The following is a 17,802-nucleotide window of genomic DNA, read 5'->3' on the forward strand; positions in this document are numbered from 1 at the left end:
GGTCATTGTGAAGTTTTGTTATTATTTATAGTAAAAGATACTAAATGAAGACTTAAGATAGGCAATTTTTATTTTTTGAAATGATTAAACAAATCTTTTTTCATTAAATAAGAGTTATTATCTTCAAACACAATTCTTTTTAAAGAATCATTCTCATATTCAATAATTTTATTTAAACAACCTTCATCATAGTACAAGAACAAACCATTTTTTCTTCCTTGCTTATATTCACCTCTAAATTCCATAATAATATTATATTCTAATCCATGCTTACAGTACCACCAACTTTCCTCAATGCCATTTTTTAATCCTGTTTTATAATTACATTGACGAATATATGAAGGTGTTAATTTACCATTATTAACATTATAATTAATTTGAATAAATTCGCCTTCTTTAAGCCTCTCTTTATATTCACCTTGGAAATTAATAACCAAATTTTCTGAAGAGCTATCTTTTTTTTCCAAATTAAATAATATATATTTTCCATCTGGCAAGGAATCTTTTAAAGAGTAATTAAAACCGTCTAATAAACCTTTTTTCTTGATAAATATAGTATCATCCTTAAAAATTTTAAAAATATTTTGACTCTGAACAATCAATGATGTCAAAAAAAATATAAATAATAGAATTAGTCTAATCATTTGAAACTGCTTCTTTAGTTTTTTTAATAATATCTGTTCCTATTCTTCTTTTACTCTTTCCAGTTGCATCAATAAGAACTTCTCCCTTAACTGATTTATTTTGTCCATTATTTTTAAAAAATGCCCATCCTTTTCCTCTTTTATCAACTAAAACTTCTGCTGAAATATCTTCGTCATTTATAGGTTTCCCATCATATAATGCATCATTTAATCTCTTGGTTAATACACCCTCTTTTTTCAATAGTCTTGCATAATGATTTCTTTTATCTGAATCAGTCAATAAACCTCCTTTACCAAGATGTGATGGGTCATTTTGATTACCAATATTTCCAGTAGTCTGATCAGAATTAGATTCTGCATACTGAGTACATGTAACCTCTATAATTTCTCTTGTTGAGAGTAATCCATAATAATCCCAAGCTTCATTTATTTGATTTTCAGTCATCTTAACATCTCCCAACTTAAGTGCAGTTCTAAATTCATCTTGGTCACTATATTTTTCAGTTGCTGAATATACACCATCTTCTTCAACAATACCTAATACCCTTTTGTATGAGCTGTTCTTTTCTTGGAAAACTTCTGTTGTAGTTTCATTAGTAGGTTTAATTTTTTTACCATCTGGGTCCACAAAAATAATTGGATTATTTGCACAATACTGGTATGGACTTAAAAACGGGTAATTAAATGATAATGGGTCAATAGTCAACCACCTTGCAATCCTACTATCATAAATTCTTGCTCCAAAATCTAAATTACTTCCTGTTGAGCCAGTAATCTCGTCATCCTTTTCTTTGCCGTTAAATCCGAACCTGTAAGTTGTTGCTCCAAAATAATTTCTACCCGGAGTAGGGAAACCAAATGGCATGTAGTTATTTGTTGTTAGATCGTTAACAGTAAAACTATTGGGACCACCAACAGTATCGCCATATTCTTTTACATCGCTCAAAACAATGCGCACATTACCCAAATGGTCGGTTAATTCGTATTGTTTTTTATTTACATTTCGTGTAAACAGGTTCTCTTCCTTAGTATAAAAGCAAACCGGTTGGTTCATCATAAAATTAGCATATTTCCAGTTGGCATCGGTCATTGTTTGGGTAAGAGTGCATGTTGGTGTAGCAGCATCTGGGTTGGTTATAATATATTGATTTTTTGTACCACCCGGAGTAACATATATTTTCCCGTTTTTACTACGCCTTACTTCTCCCGTTGCATTTGCAAGAGATACAGCATTGCCTGTGAAATTATTTATAAGGTGGCGTTTTATTTTTACAGGAGTACCCATTCCCTGATTTATTTCGGTGAAGTAAATGTACTTATTTTCAGGCGAAAAATCAAAACTTTTGCAGAATTTGGCATTGGGTAACCTTACCGAATCAATAGCAGTCGATAAAGTGTCGTGGGTTGCATTAAGGCTATAGATATAAATGGTTCCACGCAAATAACTGCCTGTTCCGTTTTCTTTGTCGGCTACAGCCAGCATAGTGCCATCGGGCGATACCCTTATCTGGCTTACGCCAGCGTTATCTTTTGAGAATTGCTTTTTAAGAATCCTTCCTGTTCCCACACTGTCGGGATACACAGGAAACGCCCATATACTTGTTGAGTCGCTATTGTAGCTTCGCAAATATAAATAACTAAGGTAACCGGGACGATAATCTGCCAAAAGTGCCATAGTACGACCAAAATAAGAGTTGTTAAAGAAATTAATATTCCGTGCCTCGGGTGCTGTTGTGTTGGTAAGATCGATGGTTGTGCAATAGGGCTTTCCTCTTAAAGTAAAAAGATAAAACTGTCCTGCCGAGTCGGGCGTTTGCATAGCCATAGCTTCATTTTTAAATGAAGAAGGAATACTGTAGCAATTATTAATTATGTTATTTGAACGGTCACGCAAAACAGTTACATCAAACATACTGTTAATCGTTTGAAATGTTACTCCGTCAAACCAAACATTTCCGTATCGGTCTTCGCCTGCTGCAAGTGCGCCCGGATTTAAACCGGTTGATAAAAAGCTAACGTTTGGATACGTTGGAGTTGCACCACTGAAGTTTACATATTTAATTCCTGTTTTTGGAGACTGAAGAGGTATAACAACATTAGATTTAAACGACATAAGCGAAAGATTTGCACTGCTTACATCATCAATATTGGGAATAATAAAAGTTGAATAATTTGCAGTAGTTCCAAGTCTTATTTTTTCTGATTTTATTTCAGAGTAATCTGTTTCTAATACCTCATTATGATGCCAGTCATAAGTTTTAACCAACAAATCCGATGTTCGAGTTCCTAAACGGCTACTTCCGTATATTGGTTGTTCCTTTAGCTTGTACTTTATAAGCTCGTAATTATAATCCGTGCTATCTTCATATACAGCCATAATATTTCCCTGTGCATCCCGTATATAAAATGTTTTAAAAACATTATCATTAAAATCAGTTACTTTCTTTATTACCCTGTTTCCTGCTGCATCATAAAAATATTCAAGTCGGTCTTTTTCGGAATTAGAAGTACGAACTATTTTCTTGATTTTTCCAAAAGCTGTCCAGTAAATAGTATCAATCTCATCATCATTGTTCGGGCTTGAAATAAGATTTCCATTAGCATCATATATTAATTGTTCCAAAGATTTTTGAAGATCAGTGGTATACATACCTGAAATATTCTCAATAACAGAATTTACCTGATTAGTGTTATTGTTATAGTTATATGTAAAATCATCGAAAGTATTTCCATTTTCATCAAAACGTAAAAGCGAATTTATATTCCCGTTCGGGTCATATAAATAACGAGTTTCATAAGTGCCGGTAGTACTTAAACTATTATCATACCACTGGCTTGTCAGCAATCTGTTCAGTTCATCGTAATGAAATCTATCACCCTGTAGACCATTATAATTCAAATTATTATTTGTCTTATGCTGATAAGTCCAGGCTGCTATGTTGCCGTTATATAAGCCATCGTACCCCGTGTAAGTAGACGCATCGTTTATTGTCATAAAAGAATTAGTACGTGTAAAGTCGCTGTTAAAATATTCTAATTGCATAGCAAAAGCATCTTGTGCCACATTTTCATTTGCAGCACCATTACGGGCATCAAATCCCGGATCAAGTGAAGGTATAAGAGAAGTTTGATTAATCGATTTAAGCCACCCCTGTAAAGTATATGTGTAATCAGTTCCCTGAACTTTGTCTTCACCCAGCAAAGTACGCCTTAACGGACCGTGAAGAAAATAACTGTACTGAGCATCTTTATCCCAGATATTTCCGTCAACGGATGTTTCAGTTAATACAATCCTGTTATCAGCATCATATGTATACCGATGGAAAAACTGATCGATTTTACCTTCATTATATTTTACTTTTAACACATTGCCATTTACCAAATCGTAATCGTATCCAATATATTGTTTTCCCAGATATGGCAACTCCTGAATAAGCCATTCAACGTTCCCGTGAGGATCGTAACTGTACCATGTGTAAACTGAATCAGCAGTATAGGTATAACTTATCCGGTTAAGCAAATTATGTTGAGAAGAACCATCCAGATAATGAATATTAAAACCAGGAGTAGTATAAACAGTATATACCTGTTGTTTGCAATGACTTGCTGAAGGCCAGGTATTATCATCTAAATGGGCTTGATCCATAAAACCATTTCCGTCAGCTCCTTCACCAGATTCAATTACCCGGAAATTATTATCATATTTGGTATAAGAGAATTTTTCATCAATAGTCTGTTGTGCACTTTGCGAGAATCGCAATAAACCCATGCTGTTATAATAAAACTTTGTTTCACCGGCATCAGGTGTTTTTTGCTCTATAAGTTGTCCCAAACTGTTATATTGATACGTTGTTGCAAGTGGATAAACAGTAGTATCACTTCTTGAATAAGTTTGAGTTAAATCAATCGCAGCAGGAGGTACGGTTTTAATCAAATGACCAGCCCTGTCATAATAGTAGAGTGTATAGTGGTGGTAAGCGAGATTGTATTGTGCAGTATAAGAATCATTAAGAGATGCAGCCAGCGTACATTTATTCTGATATTCCTGAATTAATTCCAGACGGTGTGATTCTATAAAATCATTAGCCTGTATAAGTATCATATTTTTTATGTCAGATATAATAGCCTGTTCACAATTCATAGGTTGTATATCAACAAAACCATCCAGAGTATCTGAAATTACAGGGAATGGTTTCCATTTAATACAAATAGTCTGGTCTTTACAAACATATTTATATTTTAATGTCCAGTAATCGTTTGATAAATTAAATGCTTTTGCACTTTTCTGATTTCCTATTGTATCATTTGAATATCCTCCGAAAACAATATCCCTGTCAAATGTTTGTATTACTGATGTACCATTATTACTAAATGTTATTGGATTAAGATATCCCAGTCCCTGCAAAGCTATATCATAAATATAATTTAATGAATCATCCACTATCACTGACCACATTATTTTGCTTGCAAGACTTCCGGTTGCATGGCGCGTTGAAGTTGTATCATTAATTGTAATAACCTCAGCTGTTGTCATTAAATAATAATTCCCTGAACGAGCTCTCATAATATCTGCACCTTCTTTTGCTTCATGAACATCTGAGCCGAATGTGCGATCATACTGGTATTGTCCGAAAGGATTAGTCCGTACCAGCCAAAGGTCAGATTCACTATAATTTGCTGCATTATGGTCGCCATATCCCTGAGTTGAATAAGAACTACCTGCAATAATAATGTTCCAATCGGGTGTTTCGGTAACTGACCATGCAAAATCATCGTTATTTCCTCCTAACACTTCATTCCATAATACATTTCCATTCTTATCAATTTTAACAAGCCAGTAGTCGGTTGAATTATTCGCAAGAGTATCGGTCACATAGCTGGAAGTGAGCGAACAAGTATCGCATAATGGAGAGTTTGTATATCCACATAACAACACATTGTTATCTCCTGTTAATATGGCATCTGTTAACACATCTGAACCATAGCCTCCATAGGTTTTATCCCAAATTATTTCACCTAATGAACTTACTTTAATTACCCAATAATCACTGGTGCTATATATACCATTTTTACGATTATGAGTCGTTTTATTTCCCGAACTATCGGAAAAAGAAGATCCGCATAACATTATAGATTTATCAGGTAATTCGACAATGGCTTTCAAGTCGTCATTGTCAGTACCACCGTAGGTTTTATCCCAAATTCTATTTCCACTTTTATCCAATTTAATTATCCAAAAATCGTCATATCCGATAGCTCTTGACAATTTGGAATACCCTGGAACCGAATCAGACCTTGATGTACCTGCTAACAAATAACCTTCATCGCAAGTCTGAATAGCACATTTCAAAAAATCTTTATCAGCTGCCTGGATATCAATACCCCATTCTTTTGCCCCAGAACTATCTTTTTTAACAATCCAGTAATCTTCATTAACAGCTGGTAAACCATCTTTGTTCCCGATAGTATCAACTGTATTAGAAGTACCGATTAGTAATAATCCTTTATCCTTAGTTTGAATAACTGAACTGAGTGTTTCCGTATTTCCTCCACCATCAACTTTATCCCATACTTTTAGAAATTTACCATAAGTAGTATCTGTAACATCAGTGGCACTCATAATCTCACTTCTTATTCCGTTGGTTGACACAGTATCCCATCCAGTGCCACCATTAAATGACAAATCGTACATGCCGTTAAAAGACCGTTGAAAATGCGCCCATTGAGTTGAGTCACCCCAAGAATCACCAACTTTTGTTAGTTCACACCCTTCCATGCAATAATCAACCAAAGCATTTGTTAAGCATTGTACCTGTGATTTGGATTTATCAAAAATATCAGGGTCATGAGATGTTGAATAATCAAAAATATAATGTAGCCCAAAAGTAGTATCGGCTGCTAACTGATGCCAGTCACCTTCTATATAATCCTGTTGGTCGTGTATCAGTTGCACCACATTTGATTCAAAACCGGCACGACGTTGATCGCATCGTTCCCTGCACTTATCCATATTTGCTTGTGCAATGGAATCTATTACATCCTGAGTATTTGCAGGATTGCTAAAATAATCCAGTGTAAATGTAAAACAATCGGCACAATCATCGAAAAAGTAATTAGACTGACTGCCAATACAGTTATTTAAAAGTTCAAGATAATGATTTAATGTAGTACCTGTACCCCAACAAGTAAAATCATCATCTGCCCGTGTAAGACAATTTGCACATGAAGTAGTGTCAGCGCAAACTAATTGATTAATGGCTTCCTTACAAGCAGTATGAGATTCGATAGCAGGATTATAATAAACCCATTCATATGCATGAGGATATACTGCTGTCTGACTTGTATCTGTAGAGTTAAAATGATAACCTGTACAAGCAAGAAATTCACTTACTAAATTGAGTTGATGATTATTAGAAGAATCACTTCCCGATATTGTTTGGTATTGTCCATAACTATATACAACTCCTCTCCAACAATTCCATATAGCTTCACAATCATAACCATCCTGTAGCATATTATCAACCATTGTCGCAAATGTATTCCATGTATAATGACTTCCAAAAAATCCTAGATAAGTGTCATGATTTGTAATAACTGTATCATTATAAGATGAAAAATAGGTCATGAAAAGTTCTGCCTGTTCTGCTGTTGTATTTTCAACATCGCATGGAATATTAGGGCAGGCCATAACGGGAATTGGTATTGAGAAACAAGAATTTACAGGAAGTATTATAGTTGAATCATGAAGATCTTTATCTGGAAAAAGATATGCGTTCACATTAACACCAAAAGTATAATAAAAACTATCAACACCTAAAGAATCAAGCAAATGAATATAATATTCAACTGAATCACGAATCAATAATGAATCAGCAGTAAATAAATCATGGACATCGCTAGTCATAAACAAATTCCCCTGACTGTCTGAATTCATTACTGTAACTTCTTTTTGTAATAGATAAGAACCGGCTGGAAGTTTAAATGAATGAGTAATAGTTTTGGTTGTTTGGCAACTATCTGGATGAAGTATTTCCAAAGTATCAGCTGTTATCACAGAATCCAGATCTGTATTTATAACTCTGAGCCTAACCACATAATCGCAAGTACGACAAATGGTTGTATCACAATCATTTTCTAATCTCTGGGGAGTTATTGTGTAATTTACATCAACAGTTGTACTATCATTATCAAATAAAATAAAAGCACCCTGAGCTGTAATTAAATTTCCGTTTTGTGTATTACCATTAGTAGCAAAGTTTACTGAAAAATTAGCATCTGCCTGCGAAGAAAGAGATTCAAGTGCTGCATTGCGGTAGGGGTTTACAGCCAGACAGGTAGCTATTAATTTTCCATCATTCTCATAATATTTTACCGAGGTTGAATTATTTGGATCGGTTACAATCTCCTTATACACGGAATTTCCGGCAGGGGCTTCATTTGCCATAACACGAACCAACTCATTATCGGCAACACCTGTATAATATGTTTTGATAGTATGTGAGTCATTCTTACGAACTGTATGAATTGCTCCAGGATTACTTTGTTGTATTACCCGTCCGGTACCTCCCTGATAAAGTGTTCGGGAAAAAGGATATTTTTCAGCATCGGGAACATAAACATCGCTGTTATTTTCAGAATAATAAGTATAAAAACCAATACTATCAACTGTTTGTTTTGGGGCAAACCATGTAGAATCAGAATCAAAATGTCTGGCAGAATACAAAGAATCGGAATGTCGTTCTTTTAATAAATCCTGAACATATTCCAAAGAATTTGTTGAGACCGGAACCGGTAAAGAAGTTAAAGCTGGTCTACCCGCATAGTCATATACAGTAGCTTTTACCATTACAGTGTCGGCACTTTCGAGATGAACCTGATCTTGTTCCATCTGCTGAAGACCATTGGCAAACGAAATTGTTTCTTTTAGCTTAAAAGGACTCTTTGTAGCAGCTCCACCTTCAGAAAAAACACGGCTATAAATCCAGTTTATATCTTCATTAAATTGATTGTAAAAAAAGATATCATCAACACTTGTGTTATCAGTAAAATTATAAAGTGTTCCCTGTGCAATATGGTGCGACCAACTTCCATAATTTCTGGAATCAGCTTTACCACCCGGATATTGTGTGCTTATTGGTCTTACTCTCCAAATATAGTAACCTGTTCCTTCAGTAAGTGTGAGATCAAGAAAAGTTTGATTTGATTGTGTTTCTATGGTAAGTGCTTTATTCCAATCTACCCATGCATCTACCTCGTCTTCATTCACACGATCAGTACTGGTAGTATCGTACATTTTTAGCAACTGAAATTCATAATCCGAATAAGGACAATCCGATGACCAACTAAATCGCACCCTGTTTGTGTTAGTTTGATTCATGTCAACAGATAATCCTGAAACAAGTTCATTTGCAGACATCGCTAACCAATGAAGATCGATTATATACCATGCTGTTAATTTTACCCAAGTAGCCCAATAAGAACTTGAGCAACCAGAGCAACTCGTATATTCTACTTTAAAATGGTCTACAATTCCTGCAACATCGCTAAAATCGACATGCATTAGTACTTCGGGCTGAGTTTGTGACAAAGCAAGTGTTTCAACCTTCTGAAATAAAATATTGTTAAGAGCATCATATCCAAAAATCGTAACAATTGTGTAATAGCTAAAAGAAGTTGAGCCGAATTCATAATCATCATCTGTAGCAAATCGCACATCAAAGGTGCCATTTCCTCTAGCATAACCACATCCATTTGGTACGGTTACTGATGATACAATAAAATTAATACTATCTGCACTTAGCAAATCAGTTTTATTAATAATAGATGTATCGGTTAAATAATATTGAGATTGGGCTTGTATTGAAGAAAATGAAATTCCTGCTAATAAAAACATCAATACAAAAAGTATCAGCCGATGTTGAATATATGTATTCATAATTTCTTGGATTTTCGAAAATCTTTTACTTGATATTTACTGTAGTCTGAACGTAGTTTTCCGTTAGGTTGGAATACTTTGGAATAAAAATTATTTGTAAGAACTTGTCCTGAATATTTATTATTTATTTCGTTTACTTTAAGCTCCAACGATCTCATTTGTTTTGAAGAAGGAGCAAAATACATTTTCAATGCTTTAATCTGATTTGTAGTGCAATCAATAATATAATCAACTGTCGTAAAACCAAATGATTTAATTCCTTTCTCGTTTAACCTAATTCTTATTTTTCTAATTTCTTTGTTTCCGGTTTTTTCTTTTTTATCACTAATCACAGTACTTACTTTAAAAATACTATCCTGAATAGCAGAAGGTTGAATGGATTTCCTCTGATTTAATTTATTATTGTCAGGATCGTAAAGAGTAATTCTCTTTTCTATAGGTTGTATCACCATCCAAAGTGCATTATCTCCATAATATTGCATATCTGAATTGAGAATAACAGACTTGTCATTTTTTGAATAAAACTCTACTGTTGAATTTGTTGTTTTCTCTGCATTTTCCTGCATGTATTTTATAGTGACACTGTATTTTATGCAAATGGCTGTTTCTTTTTGTTCTTTTAACAATGAATTCCATTGTGCATATGCCTTTTTTAAACAATTAACAGCATCTGTTTTTTCGCTTGTATTAAGCGAAAAAACAGATGTGTTTAATAAAACCAGAATTGATATAATTATATTTTTTATCATGGATTCTGAGAAAAAGGTTCTGATTTAAAATTGTATTCTGTTTCCTGGATAGTTTTTACTCCCTTAGTCGTTTCTTTCAGTTTTCGTATAAGCTTTCCTTCTGCATTATACTGGTAAAAAAGTCCAAAATGCTGGTCATCAAAAATGCAAAGCACATTCTTTGTTGCAACATCGTATACATATGCCTTTACAACAGCATCGGAAGGCTGAAAACGAATGTCGTCAACACGGATAGTTGTAGTACCCTGCGGGAAAATATATCCTAAACAGATGTAAGCAGCAATAGTACTATCATACGAAGAAATACTGCCATCAAACAAAGCCCAGTCACCCACACGGGCAACATATTTTAGGTAACTAAAGGTTTCAACATCTGTCGTTGCTGAATCCCTGACTTCGACCTTAAGTTTATTATAAAACAAATCCTGATGATTTGTTCCTAAATAAACCCATGTCTTAAAAAGTAATCCCTTTTGGGCTATTTTTGAGGAGACAGGAGCATAAGAAAGGATTTTTGAATCATTTCCAGAATTCAATATAAGGCAACTTCGCCCTGCATGACCCAAAGTACTGTCAATATCAACATATGATTCTATGGGAGTTCCGTCTTCAAGAAAATCATTGGAACCATCTTCATAAATATTTTCAAAACTTTCAAAGTAAGAACCTTCATATGTGGAATTTGTTGCAACAAGGTAAGGAAATGAACGGTTATAGCCATATTTGGCGATTGATTTAATTCCCAAAATATTCTCTTCAACTATTTCGTTCCCATCCGGTGTGTAAGATTTAATTCTAGTGAGAGGCAACCAATTATTCAAATTGTTAGCAGATGGCGATGTCCAATTAAATAGTTCCATTTTATATACACCCGAACCATATGAATACGCTGTGTCTTGAATAGACACCGATGTTCTATATGAATAATCGGCATCTTTTCTCCATTTACCAAGTATACCCTTTTCATAATCGTTTCTTCCGGTTAATAATGGATAATATATACTCTCATTATAAGTCCATAGATCAGAGAAAGTACTTGCTTGTGAAGAAATAGTGTTATTTACATAAATTTTTGGTGATGTGTTGTTACAGAATTGTAAGTTGGTTACATATTGTGGAGCAGGTTGGAAAGGAAGGTTAGAATAGTATACCAATTGCATGTTAGTTGTATCAATCGCAAAGGTTCCTATATTACCACTGGGTTCATAAAGTTCAATAGTTGTACTTAACACTCCACCGTTATTTACTTCAAAAGATAATATTGGACTACTCATACTTAAAACAGCTCTAAAATGGTCATCAATCCCACACCCGCTTGTGAATGGATTTGCAATACTGTCAAGTATTGAAGGTGATAGGTCTGAAAAGTATAAAGTACCAATTCCTGTTGTATTAAGGGCATCTGATAATTCATCCCTATAATCCAAAATATCAGTATATGTTGTATCTGTCTCAATATCATCTTCACCGTATGTTGTAAAAGTTCCAGCCATTTCATTTAATTTGTTATTACACCCACTTCTGATAACTTCTAATTCTACATTAACCTCATTACCCAATACCAGAGGGTCAGAATAATATACAGGCAATAGACCTACATAATTTCCACTCACTGAATTAATATTGAAGATTGCCCTCTTGTTCATATCGTTTTTATCAGTCAGAAGAACAATATCTCCTTTTTGCAATTGCTTGATTCTTCTACCTTTTTCCGATGTGTCAGTGACACTCACTAAAACATGTTCAGGACTTTCATAATAAGTTATTTCAATACCTGTAGTGTTGTAAATTTTAAGACGCTCATTTGTTGCTTTTTGCTTGAAATTCGCATACGGAAATGAAGCTGGAATATTATATGTTTTCATTTCACCGTTATGGGAAACACCTTTTAATTCTTTGTCGTTATATGCATCTGTAGTTTTTACAACAAGAGGCTTACCTGTTTCAGGACTGAATGCCAGATTTTCTGATACGATATTCATCCCATCCCTATAGATTTTAATTTTCTTCACAACTGCCGGATATGATATAACCTTTGTTATTGCATGAGTATAAAGTTCCGATTCAGTATATGTGATGGTTGGTTTTAGTGAAAAATACACAAGTGGAATAACACCCGCAAGACCTACATCAGCATCGAATTCTAAAGAAATATTATCATTTTCATCCCGTGTTTCCCTTGTTTCAATCACAGTTTCCATTTCTTTTCCCAATGGCATTTTTGACAAATTATCCCAACCACCTGGAAGCATTACTTTTTTCAAATCCTGAATGGAGGTTAATACCGGTAATTTATCGCCCGGATTGAAATACTCGAATTCTTCACCAGACATTTTTACACGAGAAGCATTCTCAGTATTTGTTGTTGTATTAAAAGAATAGTTTCCTGCATATACAGTTGTCCCTTTTGGCTGTCCATGCATATTGTTCATTTTAAACAAGAATCCTTGTGTTAACCACATATTATCAATTATTCTGTTTATATAGCCTAATGTTAAAGGCAGGTAATCGGTTTTTTTACAACCGCCACTCAGGGTTGTTTTTGAAGCTATAAAAGGAAAATCTCTACATGTATTAAATTCTTTTATTGAAAATCCTGGAGATGTCCTTTTATTGTGAATACTATTTACAACTACACGACCATATCCAACAGACGGGCCGGGTAATAATCCTTCACCTAAAGGCCCTTCAGACTGTTTTCTGTCCCGACCCGAAATAATCCTTTCCAAATCCGGTTGATCTGGTCTTTCTATTGCCTGCACAAGTGCGTTTTCTTCACGCATCCCCCCAGGCTCATTTGTTGCTACACCACTACTACGCCATTTTCTTTTAGCTGCATCCCAGTACTTATATGTATAATCGCTACCAAATAAAACCGGTTCTCCACCAGAAATTCCTTCATCATATAACAATAGTCTTTTTACTCTTATTCCGCCTCCCTTTTTATCTCCGATATATGGAATCTTAAAATAAGAGTCATCATTTGAAATATGTTTGCAAACTAAACTTGCATCAACTTCTGAAAAACTCGCCCCTAAGCTCATTAACCTTTCTGCAATATCTAATGCTCCGTTCGAGGAGAAAATTCCATTACCACAATCACAATTTCCAGAAATTTTTATATCACCAACTCTTTCTTTTTTAACATAATCTTCGCAAACCTGTTCAGGTAAATTGTATTTATTCGAGTCCTTTGTTTTTAATTCGATATAAACCATTCCTGAACCTACATCTAACTTTGCTTCTTTAATATACACATATCCATCTATGTACTCGTTGTTGCAAACAGTTGGGTTTAAATCAGGATTATTTGATCCGATTAACTTATAAAGAAACTTGAAGAAAATCCGTTTATTCGGATCTCGATAATTTCTATTAATAGCATCAGCCACTTCTTGTAATTCAGATGAAGAATAATCATAATCTGATAAATCAAGAAAATATTTAGTAGAATTTGCTGTTTCTGTAATATGATCTATTGATGCCATTACATGAGCATCCTTATCCTGAACATAGCAATAATCATCCTGTTCATATTGTACGTGGATTTCACCACCTGATGGTAGTTGTATCTTTTTTAATTGCCATGCAGCTGGATCAAAAGTCGTGTCCTGAATCTGAGAAAGCCATGGTCTGAGATTATTAAACCTATCCTGACCATTAGTCCTGTAATTTCCCCAGGGATCAAGATTGTAAATACTGTAATTAGGATTTTGTTCAGAGGATGAAAATTGTCCATAATTTGCGAATGAACTATATTCATCAGGGTAGTTTGTTGTGGGATATTCATAGAAAAATTCATAAGGACTGATTCTGGCATTATAAATTCCTTTATAATCGAACCATATTTTACGTAGTGAAAGTTTCCCTTTATTTGAGTTTCCACTTACACTTGTATTTCCGGTATTGTTAACTACATTTCCACACAGTGAGTAATCATATGAAAAATTTACAACTTTTATTAATTCAAGCCCCCCATTCTTTTTAGCATATAGTTCTATTTTATCAAGTTTTTTTAGTTTTTCATTTACATTTTTAGTAGTATCAAAACTTGATGCGTTTCTTACGTTAGGTGAAGCACCTAATCCATCTTCACGAAATGAAGTAATAAATTTGGCAAGATGTGTTTTTGTCTCAATTTCCTTTAAGTAATATATTTCCTTTTCGCCTCCACTTAATGATAACAAATCATCTTTAGGATCAGAAAAAATACCTCTGTTGTAATACATTCCATTATAAGGTGTACGCCAATCGTACCAACCACTACCGTGCTCTTTATCATAAGACCCATAAAGACTATCATACTCAAATCTGGTATATCCACCGAAATCATCATCTGATGGGCCGTTATTTGTTCTGTCAATGTAATCTGGGGTTGTGATTGATGTAAGTAAGTATGCAGTTGCATAAGGTGTTGTAAAACTTTCTCCAACTTTTGATTTCATCGGAGTTGTTATGTCATGATATAATATGTAATAATCATTACTTGTAATCTGTGCTGAGGCAGGATTTATTCCATACGACATGCTTTTTTCATTTCTGGCATATACAGGTAAACCATAGGTATAACTATTTCCATCTGCGTTTACAATCTGATATTCTCCGATTTGTTCTTTTATCCCATTTGTATTTCTGTTAATACAGGAATTTATTTTTGAGTCTTTACAATATGCCCGATAACGACAGGTATCATTGCTGAATATCATTTCTTCAAGCATTTCGCTATTGGTTGAAAAACCAATATAGGATGATCTTCCCGAACGAGGGTTATTTTTAAGTTTAATGATGTCTTGACCAACAACAGGTTCGTATGCTTTTAAGCCAGGTATATTATTCGAACTACTCAGGTTTGCAGTTACCAAATTATCATCATTTGCATAATCAACATATCCTCCTAAATCGTTATTAAATCGAAAGAATAAGGGTTCGTTAAATCCTGTTGAACCCAATGAACTAAAGCTCAGATTATTTTTCCAGGGAGCTACACTAAGAATCTGTTGTCCAAATTGTAATTCAGCACCACCACCGTTATCCAGACCAAGTTCAATTTCTACTCCCACTGTATATAGATTAGTAGTACTACTTACTGAATTAGGTCTGAAATTTCCAGTTTGACCCAAATAGGCTCTAAAACCACCCTGAACATCTTCGCCTGTTACTGAATACATATCAGCATCACTAATTGGAATACCTATAAACACATCTCTTTTATTGTATGAGGAACCTTTTTCTGTATGATAATCCATTACCGAACTACCATTAGTTGCATTTGATGTATATAAATAACCGTATGCGTTATGTGTCTCACTGGGGTTACTTGCCTGATAAGAGAAATTACCCCATATATCTCCGCTTAATCCTATTTGAGCAGGAACAGGAGTCCCTTGTAAACCAAGATCAATAGTCCAGTTGTTACCACTATATCCTGAAACTGAAGTGGGTCTTTCTGTAGTATTAAAATAATGGGCAGTATACATATTACCCATTCCTGCAACAGGACCGGCAAATGTTTGTAATGTTGAACCTTTACTATCTTTATATTTACCAGTATTTGGTTTTGGGTTATTTTCCTTTGGGACACCATTTTTTTTGTTTTCTTTATATGTATCCACCTTTTTTTTAATTTCTGAAGAACTTTCTTCATTTTTTTCTTTACAATAATTTAAAGCAGCAGCAGGGTTTATCGCTGCCGAAAAGCTTTTTTCGCCGTCGTCAACATGAAAACCAAGACTCACAACTCCATTAAAAAGATTTACACCTGCACCCCATGAATATCCAAAGCCTTTATAATTGTTATACCGGATACTCCCATTTGCCCCCAGTCCGGCATCAATACTAAAAAACTCTATATTCACAGCACCCCCTATAGCAGCTGTCATACTGGGATCAGATTGATTCCAAAAGGTAACAGGTGCTCCTTTCCAATCATCAGGGTATCCTCTTTTATTCCTGCTAATTGATCCGGGATTTAATGTCCAGCCATATCCAACCCAAGAAGCCTCTTCTTCAGGAGTTGCACCACTATGATAGGATAATGAAAGAGCATACCCTGCATCATTAGGGCCAGGAATTTCTATTACAGGAAGGTTGTAAGTTAAATCACCCGAAAATTCACTTACCATATTTGTAGTAGCAACTGGCTCAAAACTTGAAAATTCCGGTTGGCTTGGTCCGCTTGTCAATGCAAGGAACGATCCTCCAATGGATAATAAGATTAGCCCACGAATAACATGAGCAGCTGGCTTGGGGATTTTCATATGCTAATTTGATTTTTTAATTTGTTTTGTAATGGCTTTCTGTTAATCTGATTTCGCAAAAAGATAAAGTGATGTATCCCAGTACCAAAAATTTTATCTTCGTAAATAACATCTAATGTATCTGAACTGTAGAATTCTTTCTGAGAAAGGGATTCAGGAGCAAATACAAAAATAAAATCACGGTCAGGCTTAAGTCCGTATATGTTTTCATAATTATATAAAACGGGCTTTGATATTAAATTTCCTGTTTTAAGTTTTATTTGTTCAGACATATTAAAACTCAGAAGCTGTACTCTTTCTTTAAACTCATTAAGGTCTTTTACCCCATTCATAAAAAGATCTGTTTTTTCCTGAAGTTCATTGTTAGGCCCAATAGTAAGCATGATGGTTAAACAACTATCGTAAATAGAAAAAAGACTATCTGTATTTTTAAGATCAATTGTTTTGTCCTTTAAATCTTTTAAAACCAAATAATCTGAAGGCAGATACCTTGCCTGATAAACGATTCCCCAGACCCTTCTTTCTTTTATATAGCCATTATCAGGATCATTTATCCATGATAGGTACTCGTTGTATGTTTCTGGATCAGATTTCTTACATCCAGAAAAAACAAAAGAAGCAACTATGCAGATTACAAAAACTAATGGTATATAATTACTTTTTCTCATCTCCTTTATAATGGTCATTTAGAAGTTTCAAAATAGGGTCGGTTATATCAATTACCTTTGTTCCATATAATATACTCCCAGATAAAGTTGTACCCAGTATTAGGTCATAATCGTGTTGTTCTCCATAATCATAAATAAAACTATTGACCTGATTAAGTACTCCTTCCAGTGCTTTGCTTTCTTCCTGTTGACTCATTGATTCAATAGCCTGGCTATATTTTTGAATATCCATTTGTTTTTGCGTTAACTCTTCGTTTAAAGAAGATTTTTCATTTGGGCTTTTAACCAATTTAAAATTCTCTTGCACTTTGTTGAATTCAGTGATTAACGAATCCAAATTTGATTGCATTCCTGTGATTTTTTCCTTATAACTATATTGTGCATCTTTTGTTCCTGCATAACCCATAATTAACTCCTGTGAACGCACATAACCAATTTTGGGTCGTGTATACCAATAAATAAACACAGATACTCCAATAGAAGTTAATATTGCTATACTGAAAGTTATGATGCTTCGTTTTAATTCCATTTTATTTTGTTTTTAAATTC

The 17,802-nt window shown here is 34.3% G+C and carries 6 protein-coding genes; all 6 read right to left on the bottom strand.

The annotated features are described in order from the left end of the window. Positions 1–68: 68 nt before the first annotated feature. From HY951_06430 to HY951_06455, 6 genes are read right to left on the bottom strand one after another with little or no spacing between them, the layout of a single operon-like run. Positions 69–644 carry a hypothetical protein gene (locus tag HY951_06430; protein MBI5539677.1) on the bottom strand — a complete coding sequence of 192 codons (576 nt, stop codon included), beginning with the start codon at positions 642–644 and terminating at the stop codon, positions 69–71. Then, positions 637–9,579, bottom strand: a complete 8,943-nt coding sequence (locus tag HY951_06435) for an RHS repeat-associated core domain-containing protein (protein ID MBI5539678.1) — start codon at positions 9,577–9,579, stop codon at positions 637–639. Before HY951_06435 ends, HY951_06430 begins: the two co-directional genes overlap by 8 nt. Next, positions 9,576–10,328: a hypothetical protein gene (locus HY951_06440; GenBank protein MBI5539679.1), complete on the bottom strand. Its 753-nt coding sequence runs from the start codon at positions 10,326–10,328 to the stop codon at positions 9,576–9,578. The genes HY951_06435 and HY951_06440 overlap by 4 nt, the downstream gene beginning before the upstream one ends. Next, positions 10,325–16,585 (bottom strand): hypothetical protein, encoded by a 6,261-nt coding sequence (locus HY951_06445; protein ID MBI5539680.1) that lies wholly within the window; start codon positions 16,583–16,585, stop codon positions 10,325–10,327. The genes HY951_06440 and HY951_06445 overlap by 4 nt, the downstream gene beginning before the upstream one ends. Next, positions 16,582–17,271, bottom strand: coding sequence for a hypothetical protein (locus HY951_06450; protein MBI5539681.1), 690 nt, complete (start codon positions 17,269–17,271; stop codon positions 16,582–16,584). Before HY951_06450 ends, HY951_06445 begins: the two co-directional genes overlap by 4 nt. After that, on the bottom strand, positions 17,240–17,782 hold the full coding sequence (locus tag HY951_06455) for an OmpH family outer membrane protein (GenBank protein MBI5539682.1): 543 nt from the start codon (positions 17,780–17,782) through the stop codon (positions 17,240–17,242). Before HY951_06455 ends, HY951_06450 begins: the two co-directional genes overlap by 32 nt. Between the last annotated feature and the right edge of the window lie 20 nt (positions 17,783–17,802).

This window comes from Bacteroidia bacterium (assembly GCA_016218155.1).
Classification (GTDB): Bacteria; Bacteroidota; Bacteroidia; order Bacteroidales; family GWA2-32-17; genus GWA2-32-17.